Origin of the sequence: Nocardia africana NBRC 100379, from assembly GCF_001612635.1 — a bacterium.
In the GTDB taxonomy this organism is placed as follows: domain Bacteria; phylum Actinomycetota; class Actinomycetes; order Mycobacteriales; family Mycobacteriaceae; genus Nocardia; species Nocardia africana.
In genome coordinates, this window is the sequence record NZ_BDAV01000011.1 from 357,187 (window position 1) to 372,133 (window position 14,947).

Consider the following 14,947-nt stretch of genomic DNA (forward strand, 5'->3'; position numbering starts at 1 on the left):
TGATGCTCAGTTCGTCGCATTGTCCGCTGCCCATGGGCCGAGGGCGAACCCACCGTTCTCCTGTCGGACCTCCACCGCGCCCGCGCCGCCGAAGTGTGCGGGGACGAGCAGTTCCCGTTGGTCGGCCGCGCGGTGGAGAATCCGGCGACGGCTGGCCTCGGACTGCGCGGGATCCAGGCAGGCGCTGCTGTTGCAGGAGGGGTGGAGGATCTGGACCGGGCTGTGCAGCAGATCGCCGACGAACACTGCCCGGTCGCCGCCGGACGCGAGCCGCAGCACCGACGAGCCGGGCGTGTGACCGGGTGCGGACTCCACCGTGAGGTGGTCGTCGATGCGATAGAACTCGTCCCACAGCACGGCCTGTCCGGCTCGGTGAACGGGCGCGATGCTGTCCTGGTAGATCAGCCGGTCGTCCACCTGACGACCATTCCCGTACGCGTTGTCCGGACCGTAGTAGAAATCGTCGGCCGCCGGAATGAGGTACTGAGCGTGGGGGAACGCCGGCACCCATTCCCCGTCGACGTCGACCGTGTTCCCACCCACGTGGTCGACGTGCAGATGGGTGTTGACGACGACGTCGACGCTCTCCGGGCGGATACCGGCCCGCGCCAGCAGCTCGAGAAGGTCGCTCGGATACCGGTGAAACGGTGGCATGCCCGGTCGTTCGCGCTCGTTGCCCACCCCCGTATCGACCAGGACGGTGCGCCCACCGCTACGCAACACCCACGTTTGCAGCGCCAGCACCGCCCGGGCGCTGTCGGGTTCCCAGTGGTCCGGTACCAGCCAGTCCGCGTTGTCCTGCCACACCTCGGCAGCGGCCGCCGGGAACATGGCGGCGGTAGGCGCGAAGGGCCGGTGCCATTCGACGACCCGAATCACCTCAACGTCCCCCAGCATCATGCGCCACACGCTCTCATTCGTCATACACGCAGCCTAGGAACGCTCGAACGATCTGCTCAATGCTCGATTTGATCAGAAAAATAAGCGATCGGATCATGCCTTTGCCCGAGAGATAGGCTGGGCGGATGGATGTGGTGAGCGACGCAATCTCCGCGGTGCACCTCGGGCACCCGTGGTCCCACCGGGTGCGCAGAAGCGGCCGGTGGTGCGCGCGGCGCGACCCCTACGACGGGGCGGGCTTCTACGTCGTTCTCCAGGGCAACTGCTGGCTGTTGCCCGACGGCGGTAGCCCGATCTCCATCGGCGTGGGTGACGCGGTGCTGCTGCCGCACGGCACGGGACATGTGCTCGCCGACTCCCCGGTCGACCCGACGAACGCCGTGAGCCAGGCTGTGCCGTTCGAGCACTGGCTGGCGGAACCGGCGGCAAGCGCACACCCCGACCACGACGCGGTGGAGATCCTCTGCGGCCGGTACTGGCTGGACTGCAGCCGCATCCACCCCCTGATGACGGAACTGCCCGAGGTCGTCCACCTGCCCAGCCGGGTGGGCAGGCACCTGGAACTGCGCGCCGCGATCGATCTGCTCGCCGGCGAACTGGACGAGCGGCGCCCCGGCTCCTGTGTCGCCCTGCCGAACCTGCTCGATCTACTCCTGGTCTACATGATCCGGTCCTGGATGACCGATGCCACCAGCGGTGCCTGGCCTGGCGCACTGGGCGACCCGGTGACCGCCGCCGCCCTGCGAGCGCTGCACTCGGATCCATCCGCTGCTTGGACAGTCGACCGCCTGGCCGCCGCGGCGGGCGTGTCCCGCCCCACCCTGATCCGCCGCTTCACCAGCCTGGTCGGCCGCCCACCGATGGCGTATCTCACCTGGTGGCGACTGATCCGCGCCGCCACGCTGCTCCGGGACACGTCGGAAACCCTGGCCACCATCGCGGGCCGGGTGGGCTACGGCAGCCCGTACGCGCTGTCACACGCCTTCGAACGGGAGTTCGGCATCACACCGGGGCGGTACCGAACGACGGCCAGGGACCGCGCCATGCCCGCCGCGGACACACGTCACTTCGCCGGATAGTCGGATCCTGCGCAGGCCGGTCGGATTGAAGGTGTCGTGCCCACACGATCGCAGATAGGCCTAAAACGTGCTTGGTCAGAAGTTGACAGCCCGCGCCAGTTTGGTGGCAGCGGCGACCACGAGCCGGCCGGGGGAGTCGACGCGATCGCGCAGTTCGTCTGCCGTGGCGACCAGTGATATGGCGGCGTGGGCGACGCCGGAGCGATCGCATACCGGCGCCGCGACTGCGGTCATGCCGGTCATCACCTCCTCGTCGTTGACGGCGAATCCGCGCCGGCGAACATCGTCGAGCACGGCGTCGAAGAGAGCGACATCGTGGATCGAGGCAGTGGTCATCGGCGGAAATCCCGCCAGCCGACGCGCTTGGGCGACGCGCGGATTGAAGGCCGCGATGGCCTTTCCCGAACTGGTCAGATGGGCCGGGAGACAGTAATTGACGTTGGCCATCTGCCGAAAGCGCCCGGGAGCGTGCAGGCGCTCGACATAGATGATGTTCGCGCGCTCCGGGACGGCAAGATGGATGGTGAATCCGGTGCGCCGGCGCAGGTCCTCGAGAATCGGCATGGCGCGCTGGCGGATCTGAGAACGTCCGATGGCCAGCTGGCCGAGTTCGTAGACGTGCAGTCCGAGCTGGTAACGGCCGGTTCGCGGATCCTGGACCGCGTATCCGCGGTCGCAGAGGCTGGTCAATAGTCGATGAGCCGAGCTCTTACCGATTCCGAGCTGCCTCGCCACATCCGTCACACCCAGCGATTCCGCCTCGCGAAAGCAGTCGAGCAGGTCCAAGGCCGCGACCACGGACTTGAGTCCACCCTCGACGGTTCGGCGTTTGTCCTCATGGTCGGCGTTCGATGGTGCCACGGTTCTCCAGCCTCCTGAGACGCGTCGCTGCGTCCCATCCATGGATGACGCTCGTCGTGTCCCAGTGCGGTATGACGGGCGAATCGACGATATGTCACCGATCACGATGGCAGCATACTGTGATGCAGATCGCATTGCCGTGGGTGTTCCGATATGCGGAACATCCTTGTTGCGGGACCGCGCGCGGCGGCGGGGCGGTGCGGTCGTTCAGCCGGCGGGTGTGGTGCGGCCGTAGGGGTCGGCCACCAGGAAGGTGATCAGCGCGTGAAGTTCGGCGGTCCCGGCGAGTTCTCGGGGTGCGGCGCTGCGCAGTCCGTCGCCGAGTAACCGTGTGATCGCGTAGTCGCGCACGAACGTGGTGACGATGCGTGCGCTGCCGGAGCCGAAACCCAGCCGGAAGCCCAGTCGGCCGGGCCCGGACTCGTCATCGAAGGTGATCCGGTGGCCGCCGGCGCCGAGGACGGCATTCGCCTCGGCCACCAATTGTTCTGCGGCGGTGCGCAATACGATGTGGTCCTCGGCGCCGCGCTGCGGAGATTTCGGCATGCTCGGGCGGGTCGCCGGCCAGGACGGCGTTCCTGCGTGGGCATGGAGTGCGGCGGCTACGTCGGTCGCGAACGACGTCATGGTGACCTCCTGTCTTGCGCGGGCCGCAGTATCGGATCGGGCCCCAGTGCGTTCGAGTCTGGCCCCGGCGGCAAACCCGGCCCTGCCTTCGTTCCGGCTCGCGGAACACGGCGGAGGCGAAACAGTTTCCAGCACTGGTGGTTCCGTCCTGCGGAACGTTTTTCCGGCAGCGCGCCGATACGGGAGAGCGTGTGGTTATGACGGACACCACACTGATAGCCGAGCTTGCCGACAAGCTCTGGGATGCTGACAGGTCGTCTGTTCCGATCGAACCACTGACGCGGTCCCATCCCGGGCTCGGCGTCGACGACGCGTATGCGATCCAGACGCACAACATCGACCGGCGTGTCGCTGCCGGAGCGCATATCCGCGGACGCAAGGTCGGACTGACATCGCGCACCATGCAGGAACTGCTCGGCGTCGACGAGCCGGACTTCGGCGTCCTCCTCGACACCATGTTCGTCGAGGACGGCGACGAGATAGACCTCGGCCAGATGGTGCAGCCGCGCGTGGAAGCCGAGATGGCATTCGTGATGAAACACGATCTCGCGGGGCCCGGCGTGACAATCGCCCATGCGCTCGCAGCGATCGACGGGGTGCTACCGGCGATCGAGATCGTGGACAGTCGTGTGACAGACTGGCGAATCACGCTGGCCGACACCATTTCCGACAACGCGTCCTCCGGGAAAGTCGTCCTCGGCGGCCGGCTCACGAAGGTGGCGGATCTCGACCTGCGGGTCGTCGGAATGGCCTTGAGCCGCAACGGATCCGTCATCGAGACCGGCGCGGGTGCGGCGGTCCTGGGCAATCCGGTGCGCTGTGTCGCGTGGCTGGCCGACAAACTCTGCGAATTCGGAATCGGCTTGCGCGCGGGCGATCTCGTCTTGCCGGGCGCGGTGCACCGAATGGTGACGGTGGCGCCGGGAGATGTATTCCGCGCCGAGTTCGCGCACCTGGGTGCGGTGACGGCCCGCTTTTCCGGATCGGAGGTACGCGCGTGAGTACGTCGCGGCAGATCGTGACCGAACTACGCATAGCCGAGCGGGAACGCAAGGCCATCGAACCCTTCTCCGACACGATCCCCGATCTCGACATCGCGACCGCCTACGCGGCGCAGGCTCGTTTCGTGCAGGGCAAGATCGACGACGGTGATCCCGTTGTCGGAGCGAAGCTGGGCCTGACCAGTCGCGCCAAACAGCTCGCGATGGGTGTGTCGGATCCCCTGTACGGCAGGGTTACTCGCAGCATGCTGGCACCCCACGGCGAGCCCGTCGATCTCGGTACGCTGATCCAGCCGCGGGTCGAACCCGAGATAGCGTTTCTGCTCGGGCGTGAGCTGGCCGGGAGTGCAACGATCACCGAAGTGCTCACTGCCACCGAGGCGGTCTTCGCGGCGCTCGACATCCTGGACTCGCGCTACCGCGACTATCGGTTCACTCTCCCCGACGTTGTCGCCGATAACTGCAGCGCGGGACGCTTTCTGCTCGGATCGACCGCGCTGTCACCCACCGCCGTCGCAGATCTGCGCCTCACCGGCTGTGTCCTGCGCGCCGACGGCGAGGTGGTCGCCACCGCTGCAGGCGCCGCGGTGATGGGGCACCCCGCGGCGTCGGTCGCGTGGCTGGTGCGCCGGCTCGCCGAACGCGGCGAAACGCTGCCGGCCGGCTCGCTGGTCTTCTCCGGCGGGCTTACCGCACCGCTGCCGCTGTGCGCTGGGCATTGCATCACGGCCGAATTCGACGGACTCGGAACCGTCGAGGCATTCGCCTGACCGTCAGGTCGGCATCACACAGGAGGAATACATGGGATACGAGCTGCGGACTCAAACCATCGAACCGATCCGCAACACCTTCCGGCACCTGATCGACCGGTTCGGCGACAAGCCCGCGAGCCGGTATCAGGAAGCGACCTACGCTCTGCAGCCGAGCGAGAACTTCCACTATCGGCCCACCTGGGATCCCGAACACGAGCTTTTCGACCCGAATTATTCGATGTTGAAGCTCACCGATCCCTACGACTACAGCGACCCGCGACAGTACTACTACAACACCTACGTGTCGGCCCGGGCCGACCACTACGAGGGGTTCGCGAAGGACCTGAAGTACGTCGAGGACCGAAATCTGCTCACCACGCTGCCCGACTCCTGGCAGCGGTTGGTCGAGACGATCGTGCTGCCACTGCGTCACTACGAGGGCGGCGCCCAGATGATCTCCAGCAACGCCTGCCGCTTCGCCTGGGGAACCACCGTCTCGCAGCCGATGGGCTACGCCGGCATGGACCGGCTCGGAAATGCGCAGCTGCACAGCATGATCGGGCTCGCCATGGCCGGCGGCCGCGGCGACAAGCTGGTCGCGGCCAAGCAGCACTGGCTGGAAAACCCTCGGCTGCAGCCGCTGCGTGAGCTCGTCGAGCACGCCCTGATCGAGCGCGACTACGCGGTGTCGCTGATGGTTGTGGAGCTCGTGGACGCGCAACTGTTCCCGTTGCTCTTCCGGCACTGCGACGCACGCGCTCTGGGCGATGGTGCGATGGCCTACAGCCTGCTCGCTCAGCACTTCCTGCAGTGGTACGACGACCAGCAGAAATGGTTGTCCGCCCTGCTGCGGGCGTGGGCCGCCGACCCGCAGCACGGGGAGTCGAATCGGGTGGCCCTGAAAGACATCGTCGACCGGTGGTATCCGCAAGCCCGCGCCGCGGTGCGTGCGATCGCAGAGGCCATCGATGCCGATCTCGGCCGCGCGGACGCGGTCGAGGCGGCAGACACCTACGCCGCCGAGTTGGAGGCGACCTTCGACAAGCTCGGCCTCGCCCTCGACCGGAACGGAGTCGGTGCATGACACGAGCAACATCGGCGGGACGCGTCCGCAACGTGGGCGTCGACCTGCAGGACACGGACGAGTCACGCACGATCGTCGACGCGATCGAGCGCGACAACCCGGATGCCACCGTGCTGCGGATGCCGGGAATGGTGAAGGTTCAGGTATCGCCGCAACTGGTCGTCCGCCGCAGCACTGTCGAGGAACTCCTCGGAAGGCAATGGGACACGCAGGAATTGCAGCTGTCGCTCATCTCGCTCGTCGGCAACATCGCCGAATGGGACGAGGACGAGATCGTGATCAAGTGGGAACACTGAAGGAGACGTCGTGGCCAAAGCATCGATGAAGGAGCGGTACCGGCTGCTCACCCGTGACCTGGACTGGAAGCCCTCCTATGTCACCGAGGACGAGCTGTATCCGTACACCGAGTACGAGGGCATCAAGATCCACGACTGGGACGCGTGGGAGGACCCGTTCCGGCTGACCGTGGACGCGTACTCGAAATATCAGGCGGAGAAGGACAAGCGGCTCTATGCCGCCTTCGACAGCTTCGCGCAAGGGCAGGGGCATCTGCAGCTCACCGATGCCCGATACCTCAACAGCGTTAAGATCTTCCTGCAGGGCATTACGCCGAACGAGTACTACGTGCACCGCCACTTCAGTTATATCGCACGGCATTTGAACGGCCCCGGCCCGCGGTGCGCCAACCTCTACCAGAGCATCGACGAATTGCGCCACGCCCAGACCGAGACGCACGCGCTGTCTATGTTCAACAAGTACTACAGCGGATTCCACTCGCCCGGGCGGATGTACGACCGCGTCTGGTACAACAGCGTCCCGAAATCGTTCTTCGACGACGCGGTCTCGGGCGGGCCCTTCGAATTCCTGACCGCGATCTCGTTCAGCTTCGAATACTTCCTGACCAACCTGCTTTTCGTACCGTTCATGAGCGGCGCGAGCTACAACGGCGATCTGTCGACGATGAGTTTCGGCTTCTCCGCTCAAAGCGACGAGAGCCGGCATATGACCCTCGGCCTCGAGGTGATCAAGTTCATCCTCGAGCAGGACGAGGTCAACGTGCCCATCATGCAGGACTGGATCGACAAGTGGTTCTGGCGTGGCTACCGGTTGCTCGGCATCGTGGCGATGATGCAGGACTACATGCTGCCGCGCAAGGTGATGAGCTGGAAGGAGGCGTGGGAGCTCTACCTCGAGCAGCAGATGCTGGACGGGCTGTTCCCCGACCTCGCCTACTACGGCATCCGCCCGCCGATGGGTATCGAGCAGGCGATCGCCGAGAAGGACTATGTCAGCCATCAGGTGCACTGGATCTTCTACCAGTTCTCACACGCGGCCGGCTTCACCACGACGGTCCCGCCGGAGGCCGAGATGGACTGGTTGTCGGCGCAGTACCCCGCAACCTTCGATCGGTACTACCGTCCGCTGTACGACAAGGCGGCGCGGATGCAGGCCGGTGGGAACCGGTTCTTCAACGGCGGTCTGCCCACGCTGTGCCAGGTGTGCCAGATCCCGTGCGGGTTCTCACCGATCGGTGATCCTTCAACGATCCTGGTAGAGCACTGCACCTACGAGGACGAGCGGTACAACTTCTGCTCCGACGGGTGCCGGTGGATCTTCGAACGGGAACCGAAGAAGTACATCCAGGCATGGCTGCCGGTGCACCAGATCTACCAGGGCAACTGTGGTGGCCCGACCATGCCGGAGGTCTTCGACTGGTGGGGGCTCGAGCCGGGCGACTCCGGCGAGTACACGACATCGCGCGACGCGTCGAACTGGGCGGCGTGGCACGAACCGACGGGAGCGCGGGCATGAGTGTCGTGAAATCCATCGGTGCCTACGACGTCCTCGGCCGAGACCGCCAGGAACTTTTCGGTGACGATCTGCTGGTGAATCTGCTGTGGGAAGGGCAGATCTTCATCACCGTCCCGACGTGCTGCAGGGTGCCCCGGCACATGACGTGGGGTGAGTTCAAGGCTCAGGTGCTCGATCCGTGGGCCGGCTCGGATCCCGACTATCGGCCCGAGGCGGCGGGGGACTGGCGCCTCGACGAGACGCCGTTCGAGCCGCGACCCGAGCAGACCCTCGCCGAGCTCGGCGTTGTCCACAAAGGCTTGATTCGGTTCCGGGTGGCCTGATGCCACTGCTTCGTATGCAACCGGGGGACATCGTGCTTCCGGTTCGCGAAGGCGAGACGATCCTCGCAGCGGCGTGCCGCGACGGATTCACCTACCGGTTCGGATGTCGCCGCGGCGGCTGCGGAATCTGCAAGGCGGATCTGGTGTCCGGCGCGGTGGGCTACGACACGACGGTAGCCGATTCGGTACTCGGCGAACAGGAAAAGGCAGCCGGTGTCGTACTCACCTGCCGGGCCCGGATTCTCTCGGACGAGGCCGTACTGAGGATGCGGCCCGACAGCAAATTGAAGCTGGTATTTCCGTGGCTGCTCGCGGCCACGCAGCAGGAGATCGAACAGATTCGCCGCGCGAATGCCGGCCACGCGATCAACGATCGATCCGGCGGTGCCCGGTCGAACATAGTTCAGAGAAGGAGACCCTGATGCCGGTCAACAAGATCGGGTACGTACATGCCCGAGTAACCGACCTCGACGAAGCGGTCGAGCACTACAGCAACACCCTCGGTCAGACGGTCGTCGCCCGCGAGGACGGCAAGGTCTACCTGAAGGCGTGGGACGAATTCGATCACCATTCGGTGGTGCTCGAGGAGGGCGGAGTCGGCCTGGTCAAGCTCGGCTACAAGGTGCACACCGACGACGACCTCGCACGGTACGAGAATCGGATCAAGAAGTTCGGCGCGACCACCCAGCGCATGAGCAAGGGGGAGAATCTCGCGGTCGGCGACGGCCTGCGGATCACACTGCCCTCGGAGCACGTCCTCGAGCTGTATACCCAGATCGAGTACGTCGGTACCGAGACCGGCACGCTCAACCCGGATCCGTGGCCGCGTACCGTCCGCGGCGCCGGCGTCCACCGCCTCGACCACGCCCTGATCGGAGCCGAGGATCCGGCGCTGGTCGAACGATTCTTCATGGAGTGCCTGGATTTCGGCGTTTCCGAGCGCCTCATCACCGATCCCGCCGATCCCGATCTCATCGGCAGCTGGCTGTTCTGCGGTCAGAAGGCACACGACCTGGCGGTGATCAAGGGGGAGAACGGCAAGCTGCACCACTGGGCGTACTGGCTCGAGGACTGGAACGAAATCCTGCGTGCGGGAGACATTTTCGCGATGGACGACGTGTCCATCGATATCGGCCCGACCCGGCACGGAATCACGCGCGGCAAGACCATCTACTTCTTCGACCCGTCCGGCAATCGCAACGAGGTCTTCTCCGGCGGCTACATCACGGGCGCGGATTTCCCCACGATCACCTGGACCGCGGACCAGGCGAACAAGGGCATCGTCTATATCTCGCGCGAGGTCCGCGACACGTTCACGACGGTATTCACCTGAGCCGCAGCGACATTCACTATGCAAGACAGGACATCACCGATGGCCGAGACGTACACCATCTCGATCGAGCCCCTCGAGCGGGAAGTTCGATGCCGATCCGACCAGAACATTCTGGATGCGTGCCTGCGCCAGGGCGTCTGGCTGCCGCATGCATGCACGCACGGCACCTGTTCGACGTGCAAAGTCCAGGTGCTCGACGGCCACGTCGAGCACAACGACGCGTCCACCTACGCGCTGATGGATTTCGAACGCGGTGGGGGCAAGGCGTTGATCTGTACCGCGACTCCACGGTCGGATGTGACCATCGAGGCCGATGTCGAAGTGGAGGAAGGCGTCGAGTTCCATCCGATCGGCGACTACACCGGCACGGTGGTGGAGATGGCCGATATCGCGCGCGGCACGCGGCGGCTGCTGATCGACCTGGATCGTGAGATGGCGTTCAATGCCGGTCAGTACGTGCAGGTTTCGGTTCCGGGCAAGGGCGTAACCCGCTGCTGGTCGATGGCGAATCCGCCCGGGCAACCCGGACGTATCGAACTTCAGATTCGGAACACGCCCGGTGGGCTCGCGACCGAAGGCTGGGTCTTCGACACCCTGGCCGTCGGTGATTCGGTTCGGCTCGCCGGGCCCTATGGGCGTTTCTTCCTCCGGGAAGCGAACCTGAAGCCGGCGATTCTCATCGGCGGCGGCACGGGTCTGGCACCACTGAAATCCATTATCCGGCACGTCCTCGAGTCGGGCTTGCCGCAGCGCCTGTACCTGTATCACGGTGCGCGCACCGAGGCCGATCTCTACGATGTCGAGTTCTTCCGCGAGCTCGAGCGGAGTTTCACAGCGCAGTTCACCTACCGGCCGTGCTTGTCAGAGCAGGCCGTCGAGGGATTCGCGCACGGCTTGGTGACCGACGTCGTCGGTAGCGATTTCCCGACCTGCCGCGGACATGTCGCCTATCTGTGCGGTCCACCTCCCATGGTGGACGCGGCGGTCAAGACGCTGATGGGCAAGCGCCTGTTTCCGCGCGACATCTTCCGCGAGGAATTCCTCGATGCGTCGGACAAGGCGACCGGCGGCCTCCGCAGCCCGCTGCTGAAGACGTCGTAACCGAACCACGAAAGGACATCGGATGATCACCGAAATCAGCCAGCGTGACGTCGTCTTCACTCCGTTCATGCTGCGTATTCGCGCGGTCCTGGACAGCGGCACGCTCCCGGAGGGGCGGCGATTCCGGGCCGAGCGCAGCGAAACCTGCGCGATTGCCGTCGCCGTGGACGAATGGGTGGGATTGCGGGCCTACGCCGAACATATGGTTGCCGAGGCGAACGCTATGCTCGGCCCAGGCGTCGAACGGATCGAATTGCGCGACGAATACGGGACCGGGGTGCTGGCATTCGAACTGGGGTGGGCGGGCCGTCGTTATCGCCTGTTCGTCCGACAGGAGGACAGGCACTCCGGTCGTCTGGAAACCGGCGACGATCACAACGGTGTACCGCAGCGGCCGAGCGGTGCGAGCGGCATCGACGACCTCGTCATCGACCTGATCGCCGGCCCGGCCCGAGCCGGCGGGGACAGCAGCCGCGACACGTCCTCGGTATGAGTACCGTAAGGCAGCGGCCCGGGGTTCGCCGATCCTGCGACCGCTGCGCCCGTGCATAGGCTGCACTGTGGCTGTTGGGGATGCGGAAGGGAGTGCGATGCCGACCGTGGTACCGCTCGACGAGTTGGTCGCCGACGAGGGCTATCCCGGTTGTCGCGATCTCGACGACGGGACCACGCCGTCGCCTGTCGATCCGTATTCACGGTTCCGCGCCGGCGACCAGGACCGGTTCTGGTTCCTGGATTTCCACTGGCCACGGGGGCTGACCCCGATGGGATTGATCAGTCTCGCGGACGGCTACGCGCGCGGCGCCCAACACGCCGCACGGGTGCTGCAGTTGCCCTCCGGCCGCGGCATAACCGTCCGGACCGTCGGCACCCACGCCTATGCCGCGGAGGTGGCGCTGGACCGACCGGGGGAACGAGACGCCCGCGCCAGGGAATTCGCCCAGCGGCTGCCGGCCTTCGTACAGGATTTCGAGCAGCTCTGGCGCCACCGCTGCGCCGAGATCGACGCCGATTGGGCACGGTTGCGTGACGCCGGCCGATCGATCGGATCGCGCGTGGAACTGTCCCGCTATCTGTTGCGAGCGCGGGCTCATCATCGCCGGGCTTGGGAAATCCATTTCGAATTGATGTATCCACTGCTCGCGAATTACATGGCGTTCTACGGACTGTGTACCGAGCTGAATATCGACCCGGCCGACATCGGGATTTTTCTCGGCGGCCGGGACAACCGGATCACCGCGACCGATCGTGAGCTGGGTGCCCTGGCCGGGGCAGCTCGCACGATGGGGCTCGACGATATTTTCGCGACCACCGAACCCGAATCGCTGTCGAAGGTGCTGCGCGCGGCCGGTGGCCGGGCCGCGACCTGGCTGTCTCGTTTCGATGCGTTCCTGGCGGAATACGGCTGGCGGACCGAGGGCATAGACGACGTCGCACTACCGAGCTGGACAGAGGATCCGACCTCACCGCTCGGGACGATCAAGACGTTGCTGCAGAAGGCGGAACTGCACGATTTCGATGCCGCACGGACGGCGTCGGTCGCGGCACGCGACGCTGCCCTCGACGCCGCCCGTTCCCGGCTGACCCGCGAGGAGCAGCGTGCCTTCGATGCCGGTCTCGCGTCCTGCCGCCGGGCGAATTTCGCTTGGTGGAACGAAGAGCACGATTACTACATCGACTTGCGCGCCGCGCTGCCACTGCGGAGTGGCGTCCTGATCGCGGCCCAGCAGTTGGGGGCGGATCGGCCCGACGATGTGCTGTATCTGTTCTGGCCCGAGCTGATGTCGGTTCTGGACGGTCATACCCCGTGGCAGTCGCTCACGGCGTTGATCGGCGAGCGGCGCGACTATTTCGAACACTGGCGCACGCGCCGCGCGAGCCTGCCGAAAGTGATCGGCACCGTGCCCGTGTCGGTGAACGATCCGATCCTGCTGGAGGTCTTCGGAATCAACCGCCACTTTCTCCGCGCGGTCGGCGGTAATGGTGCAGCCGTGTCGACAACCACGCTGCGCGGTGTGCGCGCGGCCGGCGGTGTAGCTCGCGGGATCGCGCGGGTTTTCACCAACGCCGACGATCTGCATCGGATCCGCCCGGGAGATGTGCTGGTCTGCGAATCGACCTCACCCAACTGGACTCCCGCCTTCGCGAAGATCGCCGGATGTGTGTGCGACGGCGGCGGACCGCTGTCGCATGCGGCGATCGTCGGCCGGGAGTACGCGGTGCCGACGGTCACCGCCGTGGGTGTGGCGACAACGGTCATTCGCGACGGCGACGATATCGAGGTCGATGGGACGAACGGAACCGTCACGGTCTATCTGCGCTGCGAGACGACCCGGTGAACGTCATGGCCGAGCACATCGTGTGGCTGGATCGCCTCGACGCGTCGACGGCGACGACAGTCGCGGGGCCGAAGGCCGGGCGGCTCGCCGAACTTGCCGCCATCGGTCTCAGAGTGCCCCGGGGCTTCGCCGTCACGGCCGACTGCTACCGCCGATTCTGCGCGGAATCGGAACTCGACGCCTTCGTGAGCGAACAACTCGCCACGCTCTCCGATGTGCGGGACTGTGCGCGGGTGGCGGACGTGATCGGCACCGAATTCGCGCGGCGGCCGATGGCCGACGCCATCGAGTCGGCGATCACCGATGCCTACGCAGAACTGAACTTCCGCTGTCTCGAGGTCAATCAACCTGTCGCCGTGCGCAGTTCGGCGATCGGCGAGGACGGCGGACACACCAGTTTCGCGGGCATGTTCGACAGTTACCTCGGCGTATCGGGCACGGAACGAGTCCTCGGCGCTGTGCGCAGATGCTGGGCGAGCCTGTTCTCGGCGCGTGCCCTGTCGTATCGGCTGGGGCGGGGCGTATCGGCCGCGGATATGCCGATGGCCGTTGCTGTGCTCGAGCTCGTCTCGGCGCGCGCCTCGGGTGTCGCGTTCTCGATCCATCCGGTGACCGGGCGCCGCGATCGGATCGTGCTGGAAAGCACATGGGGGTACGGCGAGACGGTGGTCCGGGGTGCGGTGACACCGGACCACATCGAAGTCGGCAGGACCGATCGGCGCATGCTGGCCTACGAGATCGCGGACAAGAACGTGGTCGCCGCGTTCGACTACGCCCGCGGGGAGGTCGTGGACACCGTGATGCCCGCTCGGTTCCGCCGCGCTGCCAGTGTCGACGAGGACCACATCGCCGCGGTCGTGGACGCGGTGTGCGCTATCGAGGAGTACTTCGGCTACCCCGTCGACGTGGAGTGGGTGATCGAGCGCTCCCGGTGTCCCGGGGAACCGGTGACGATCGTGCAGGCACGTCCGGTGACCAGAACGGCCGAGCCCGCAATCGTCTGGGACCTTGCCGAATACGCGTACCGCTATGCCTTCGGCGGCTCATCGTGACTGCGTGCGCGTTGATCCTCGACTTCGGCGGCCCGATCCTCGTCACGCCGTTCGAAGTCCTGCGGCGCTTCGAACGGCGGCGCGGACTGGAATCGGGCACCTTCGAGTGGACCGGGCCATTCGACCCGGACCGTGATCCACTGTGGCGCCGAGTGGTGGCGGCCGAGATCGACCAGCCCGCCTATTGGGCGGCGCGGGCGGCCGATGCGGCCGCGATGACAAATATCGGTGAGGGCTCGGGCAACAGCGGTATTCGCGGTTTGATGGCCGAACTCTACCCATGTACCGACATCGACTCGGCGATCCGGCCGCCGGTCTACGAGACGGTGCGCGCCGCGCGGGCAGCCGGACTGCGGACGGCGGTATTGACCAACGATCTCGCCTCGTTCTACAGCGACGAGTGGATCAGCCGGGCTCGGGTGCTCGAAGAATTCGACGTGGTGATCGACGGCTCGATCGCGGGCGTGTTCAAACCCGATCCGGCCGCCTACCGGCTGACGTTGGAGGCGTTGGAGGTTACCGCCGACCAGGCGCTATTCGTCGACGACCATGCGCCCAACGTCGAAGGGGCGCGCGCCATGGGGATGCGGGCCATGCTGTTCGACGTAACCCGGCCGGCGCAGTCGTATCGCGAGATCGGCTGGTCCCTCGGGCTGGATCCGCGACCCTGACGAGGCCGTACA

General features: G+C 65.8%; 17 protein-coding genes. 14 read left to right on the top strand and 3 right to left on the bottom strand.

Features of this window, described 5'->3' with window-relative positions; translation table 11 throughout:
- Nucleotides 1-6: 6 nt before the first annotated feature.
- On the bottom strand, nt 7-924 hold the full coding sequence (locus NA3_RS20710; protein ID WP_062965241.1) for an MBL fold metallo-hydrolase: 918 nt from the start codon (nt 922-924) through the stop codon (nt 7-9).
- 101 nt (nt 925-1,025) lie between these two features.
- On the opposite strand from NA3_RS20710, the gene NA3_RS20715 reads away from it, so the two are divergent.
- Nucleotides 1,026-1,979, top strand: coding sequence for an AraC family transcriptional regulator (locus NA3_RS20715; RefSeq protein ID WP_062965242.1), 954 nt, complete (start codon nt 1,026-1,028; stop codon nt 1,977-1,979).
- A gap of 75 nt (nt 1,980-2,054) precedes the next feature.
- On the opposite strand, the gene NA3_RS20720 is transcribed toward NA3_RS20715, so the two are convergent.
- Together NA3_RS20720 and NA3_RS20725 are read right to left on the bottom strand one after the other, a co-directional pair.
- The gene (locus tag NA3_RS20720; protein WP_062965243.1) at nt 2,055-2,840 is read right to left on the bottom strand and encodes an IclR family transcriptional regulator; all 786 of its coding nucleotides are present in this window, start codon (nt 2,838-2,840) and stop codon (nt 2,055-2,057) included.
- A 207-nt stretch (nt 2,841-3,047) separates the two neighbouring features.
- Complete coding sequence (locus tag NA3_RS20725; RefSeq protein WP_062965244.1) at nt 3,048-3,467, bottom strand: hypothetical protein; 420 nt, start codon at nt 3,465-3,467, stop codon at nt 3,048-3,050.
- Nucleotides 3,468-3,664: 197 nt separating this feature from the next.
- On the opposite strand from NA3_RS20725, the gene NA3_RS20730 reads away from it, so the two are divergent.
- The 13 genes from NA3_RS20730 to NA3_RS20790 all read left to right on the top strand — a co-directional run bounded on the left by NA3_RS20730 (nt 3,665) and on the right by NA3_RS20790 (nt 14,935).
- Nucleotides 3,665-4,468, top strand: a complete 804-nt coding sequence (locus NA3_RS20730; RefSeq protein WP_062965245.1) for a 2-keto-4-pentenoate hydratase — start codon at nt 3,665-3,667, stop codon at nt 4,466-4,468.
- Nucleotides 4,465-5,238, top strand: coding sequence for a 2-keto-4-pentenoate hydratase (locus tag NA3_RS20735; RefSeq protein WP_062965246.1), 774 nt, complete (start codon nt 4,465-4,467; stop codon nt 5,236-5,238). Before NA3_RS20730 ends, NA3_RS20735 begins: the two co-directional genes overlap by 4 nt.
- 31 nt (nt 5,239-5,269) lie before the next feature.
- Nucleotides 5,270-6,304, top strand: a complete 1,035-nt coding sequence (locus NA3_RS20740; protein ID WP_062965247.1) for a ferritin family protein — start codon at nt 5,270-5,272, stop codon at nt 6,302-6,304.
- The gene (locus tag NA3_RS20745; protein WP_062965248.1) at nt 6,301-6,600 is read left to right on the top strand and encodes an MmoB/DmpM family protein; all 300 of its coding nucleotides are present in this window, start codon (nt 6,301-6,303) and stop codon (nt 6,598-6,600) included. The genes NA3_RS20740 and NA3_RS20745 overlap by 4 nt, the downstream gene beginning before the upstream one ends.
- Before the next feature lie 10 nt (nt 6,601-6,610).
- Entirely contained in the window at nt 6,611-8,116 is a 1,506-nt protein-coding gene (locus tag NA3_RS20750) for a YHS domain-containing protein (RefSeq protein WP_227995222.1), read from the top strand.
- On the top strand, nt 8,113-8,439 hold the full coding sequence (locus NA3_RS20755; RefSeq protein ID WP_062965405.1) for a phenol hydroxylase subunit P4: 327 nt from the start codon (nt 8,113-8,115) through the stop codon (nt 8,437-8,439). Before NA3_RS20750 ends, NA3_RS20755 begins: the two co-directional genes overlap by 4 nt.
- Nucleotides 8,439-8,861 carry a 2Fe-2S iron-sulfur cluster-binding protein gene (locus NA3_RS20760; RefSeq protein ID WP_084491712.1) on the top strand — a complete coding sequence of 141 codons (423 nt, stop codon included), beginning with the start codon at nt 8,439-8,441 and terminating at the stop codon, nt 8,859-8,861. Before NA3_RS20755 ends, NA3_RS20760 begins: the two co-directional genes overlap by 1 nt.
- Nucleotides 8,861-9,772 carry a catechol 2,3-dioxygenase gene (locus NA3_RS20765; RefSeq protein ID WP_062965251.1) on the top strand — a complete coding sequence of 304 codons (912 nt, stop codon included), beginning with the start codon at nt 8,861-8,863 and terminating at the stop codon, nt 9,770-9,772. Before NA3_RS20760 ends, NA3_RS20765 begins: the two co-directional genes overlap by 1 nt.
- A gap of 39 nt (nt 9,773-9,811) precedes the next feature.
- Nucleotides 9,812-10,873, top strand: coding sequence for an NADH:ubiquinone reductase (Na(+)-transporting) subunit F (locus tag NA3_RS20770; RefSeq protein WP_062965252.1), 1,062 nt, complete (start codon nt 9,812-9,814; stop codon nt 10,871-10,873).
- A gap of 22 nt (nt 10,874-10,895) precedes the next feature.
- Nucleotides 10,896-11,366: a hypothetical protein gene (locus NA3_RS20775; protein WP_062965253.1), complete on the top strand. Its 471-nt coding sequence runs from the start codon at nt 10,896-10,898 to the stop codon at nt 11,364-11,366.
- Between the two features lie 97 nt (nt 11,367-11,463).
- The gene (locus NA3_RS20780) at nt 11,464-13,212 is read left to right on the top strand and encodes a PEP-utilizing enzyme (RefSeq protein ID WP_062965254.1); all 1,749 of its coding nucleotides are present in this window, start codon (nt 11,464-11,466) and stop codon (nt 13,210-13,212) included.
- A gap of 5 nt (nt 13,213-13,217) precedes the next feature.
- Nucleotides 13,218-14,264, top strand: a complete 1,047-nt coding sequence (locus NA3_RS20785) for a PEP/pyruvate-binding domain-containing protein (RefSeq protein ID WP_062965406.1) — start codon at nt 13,218-13,220, stop codon at nt 14,262-14,264.
- A complete protein-coding gene (locus tag NA3_RS20790) occupies nt 14,261-14,935 on the top strand; it encodes an HAD-IA family hydrolase (protein WP_062965255.1) in 675 nt (224 codons plus the stop codon). Before NA3_RS20785 ends, NA3_RS20790 begins: the two co-directional genes overlap by 4 nt.
- Nucleotides 14,936-14,947: the final 12 nt, after the last annotated feature.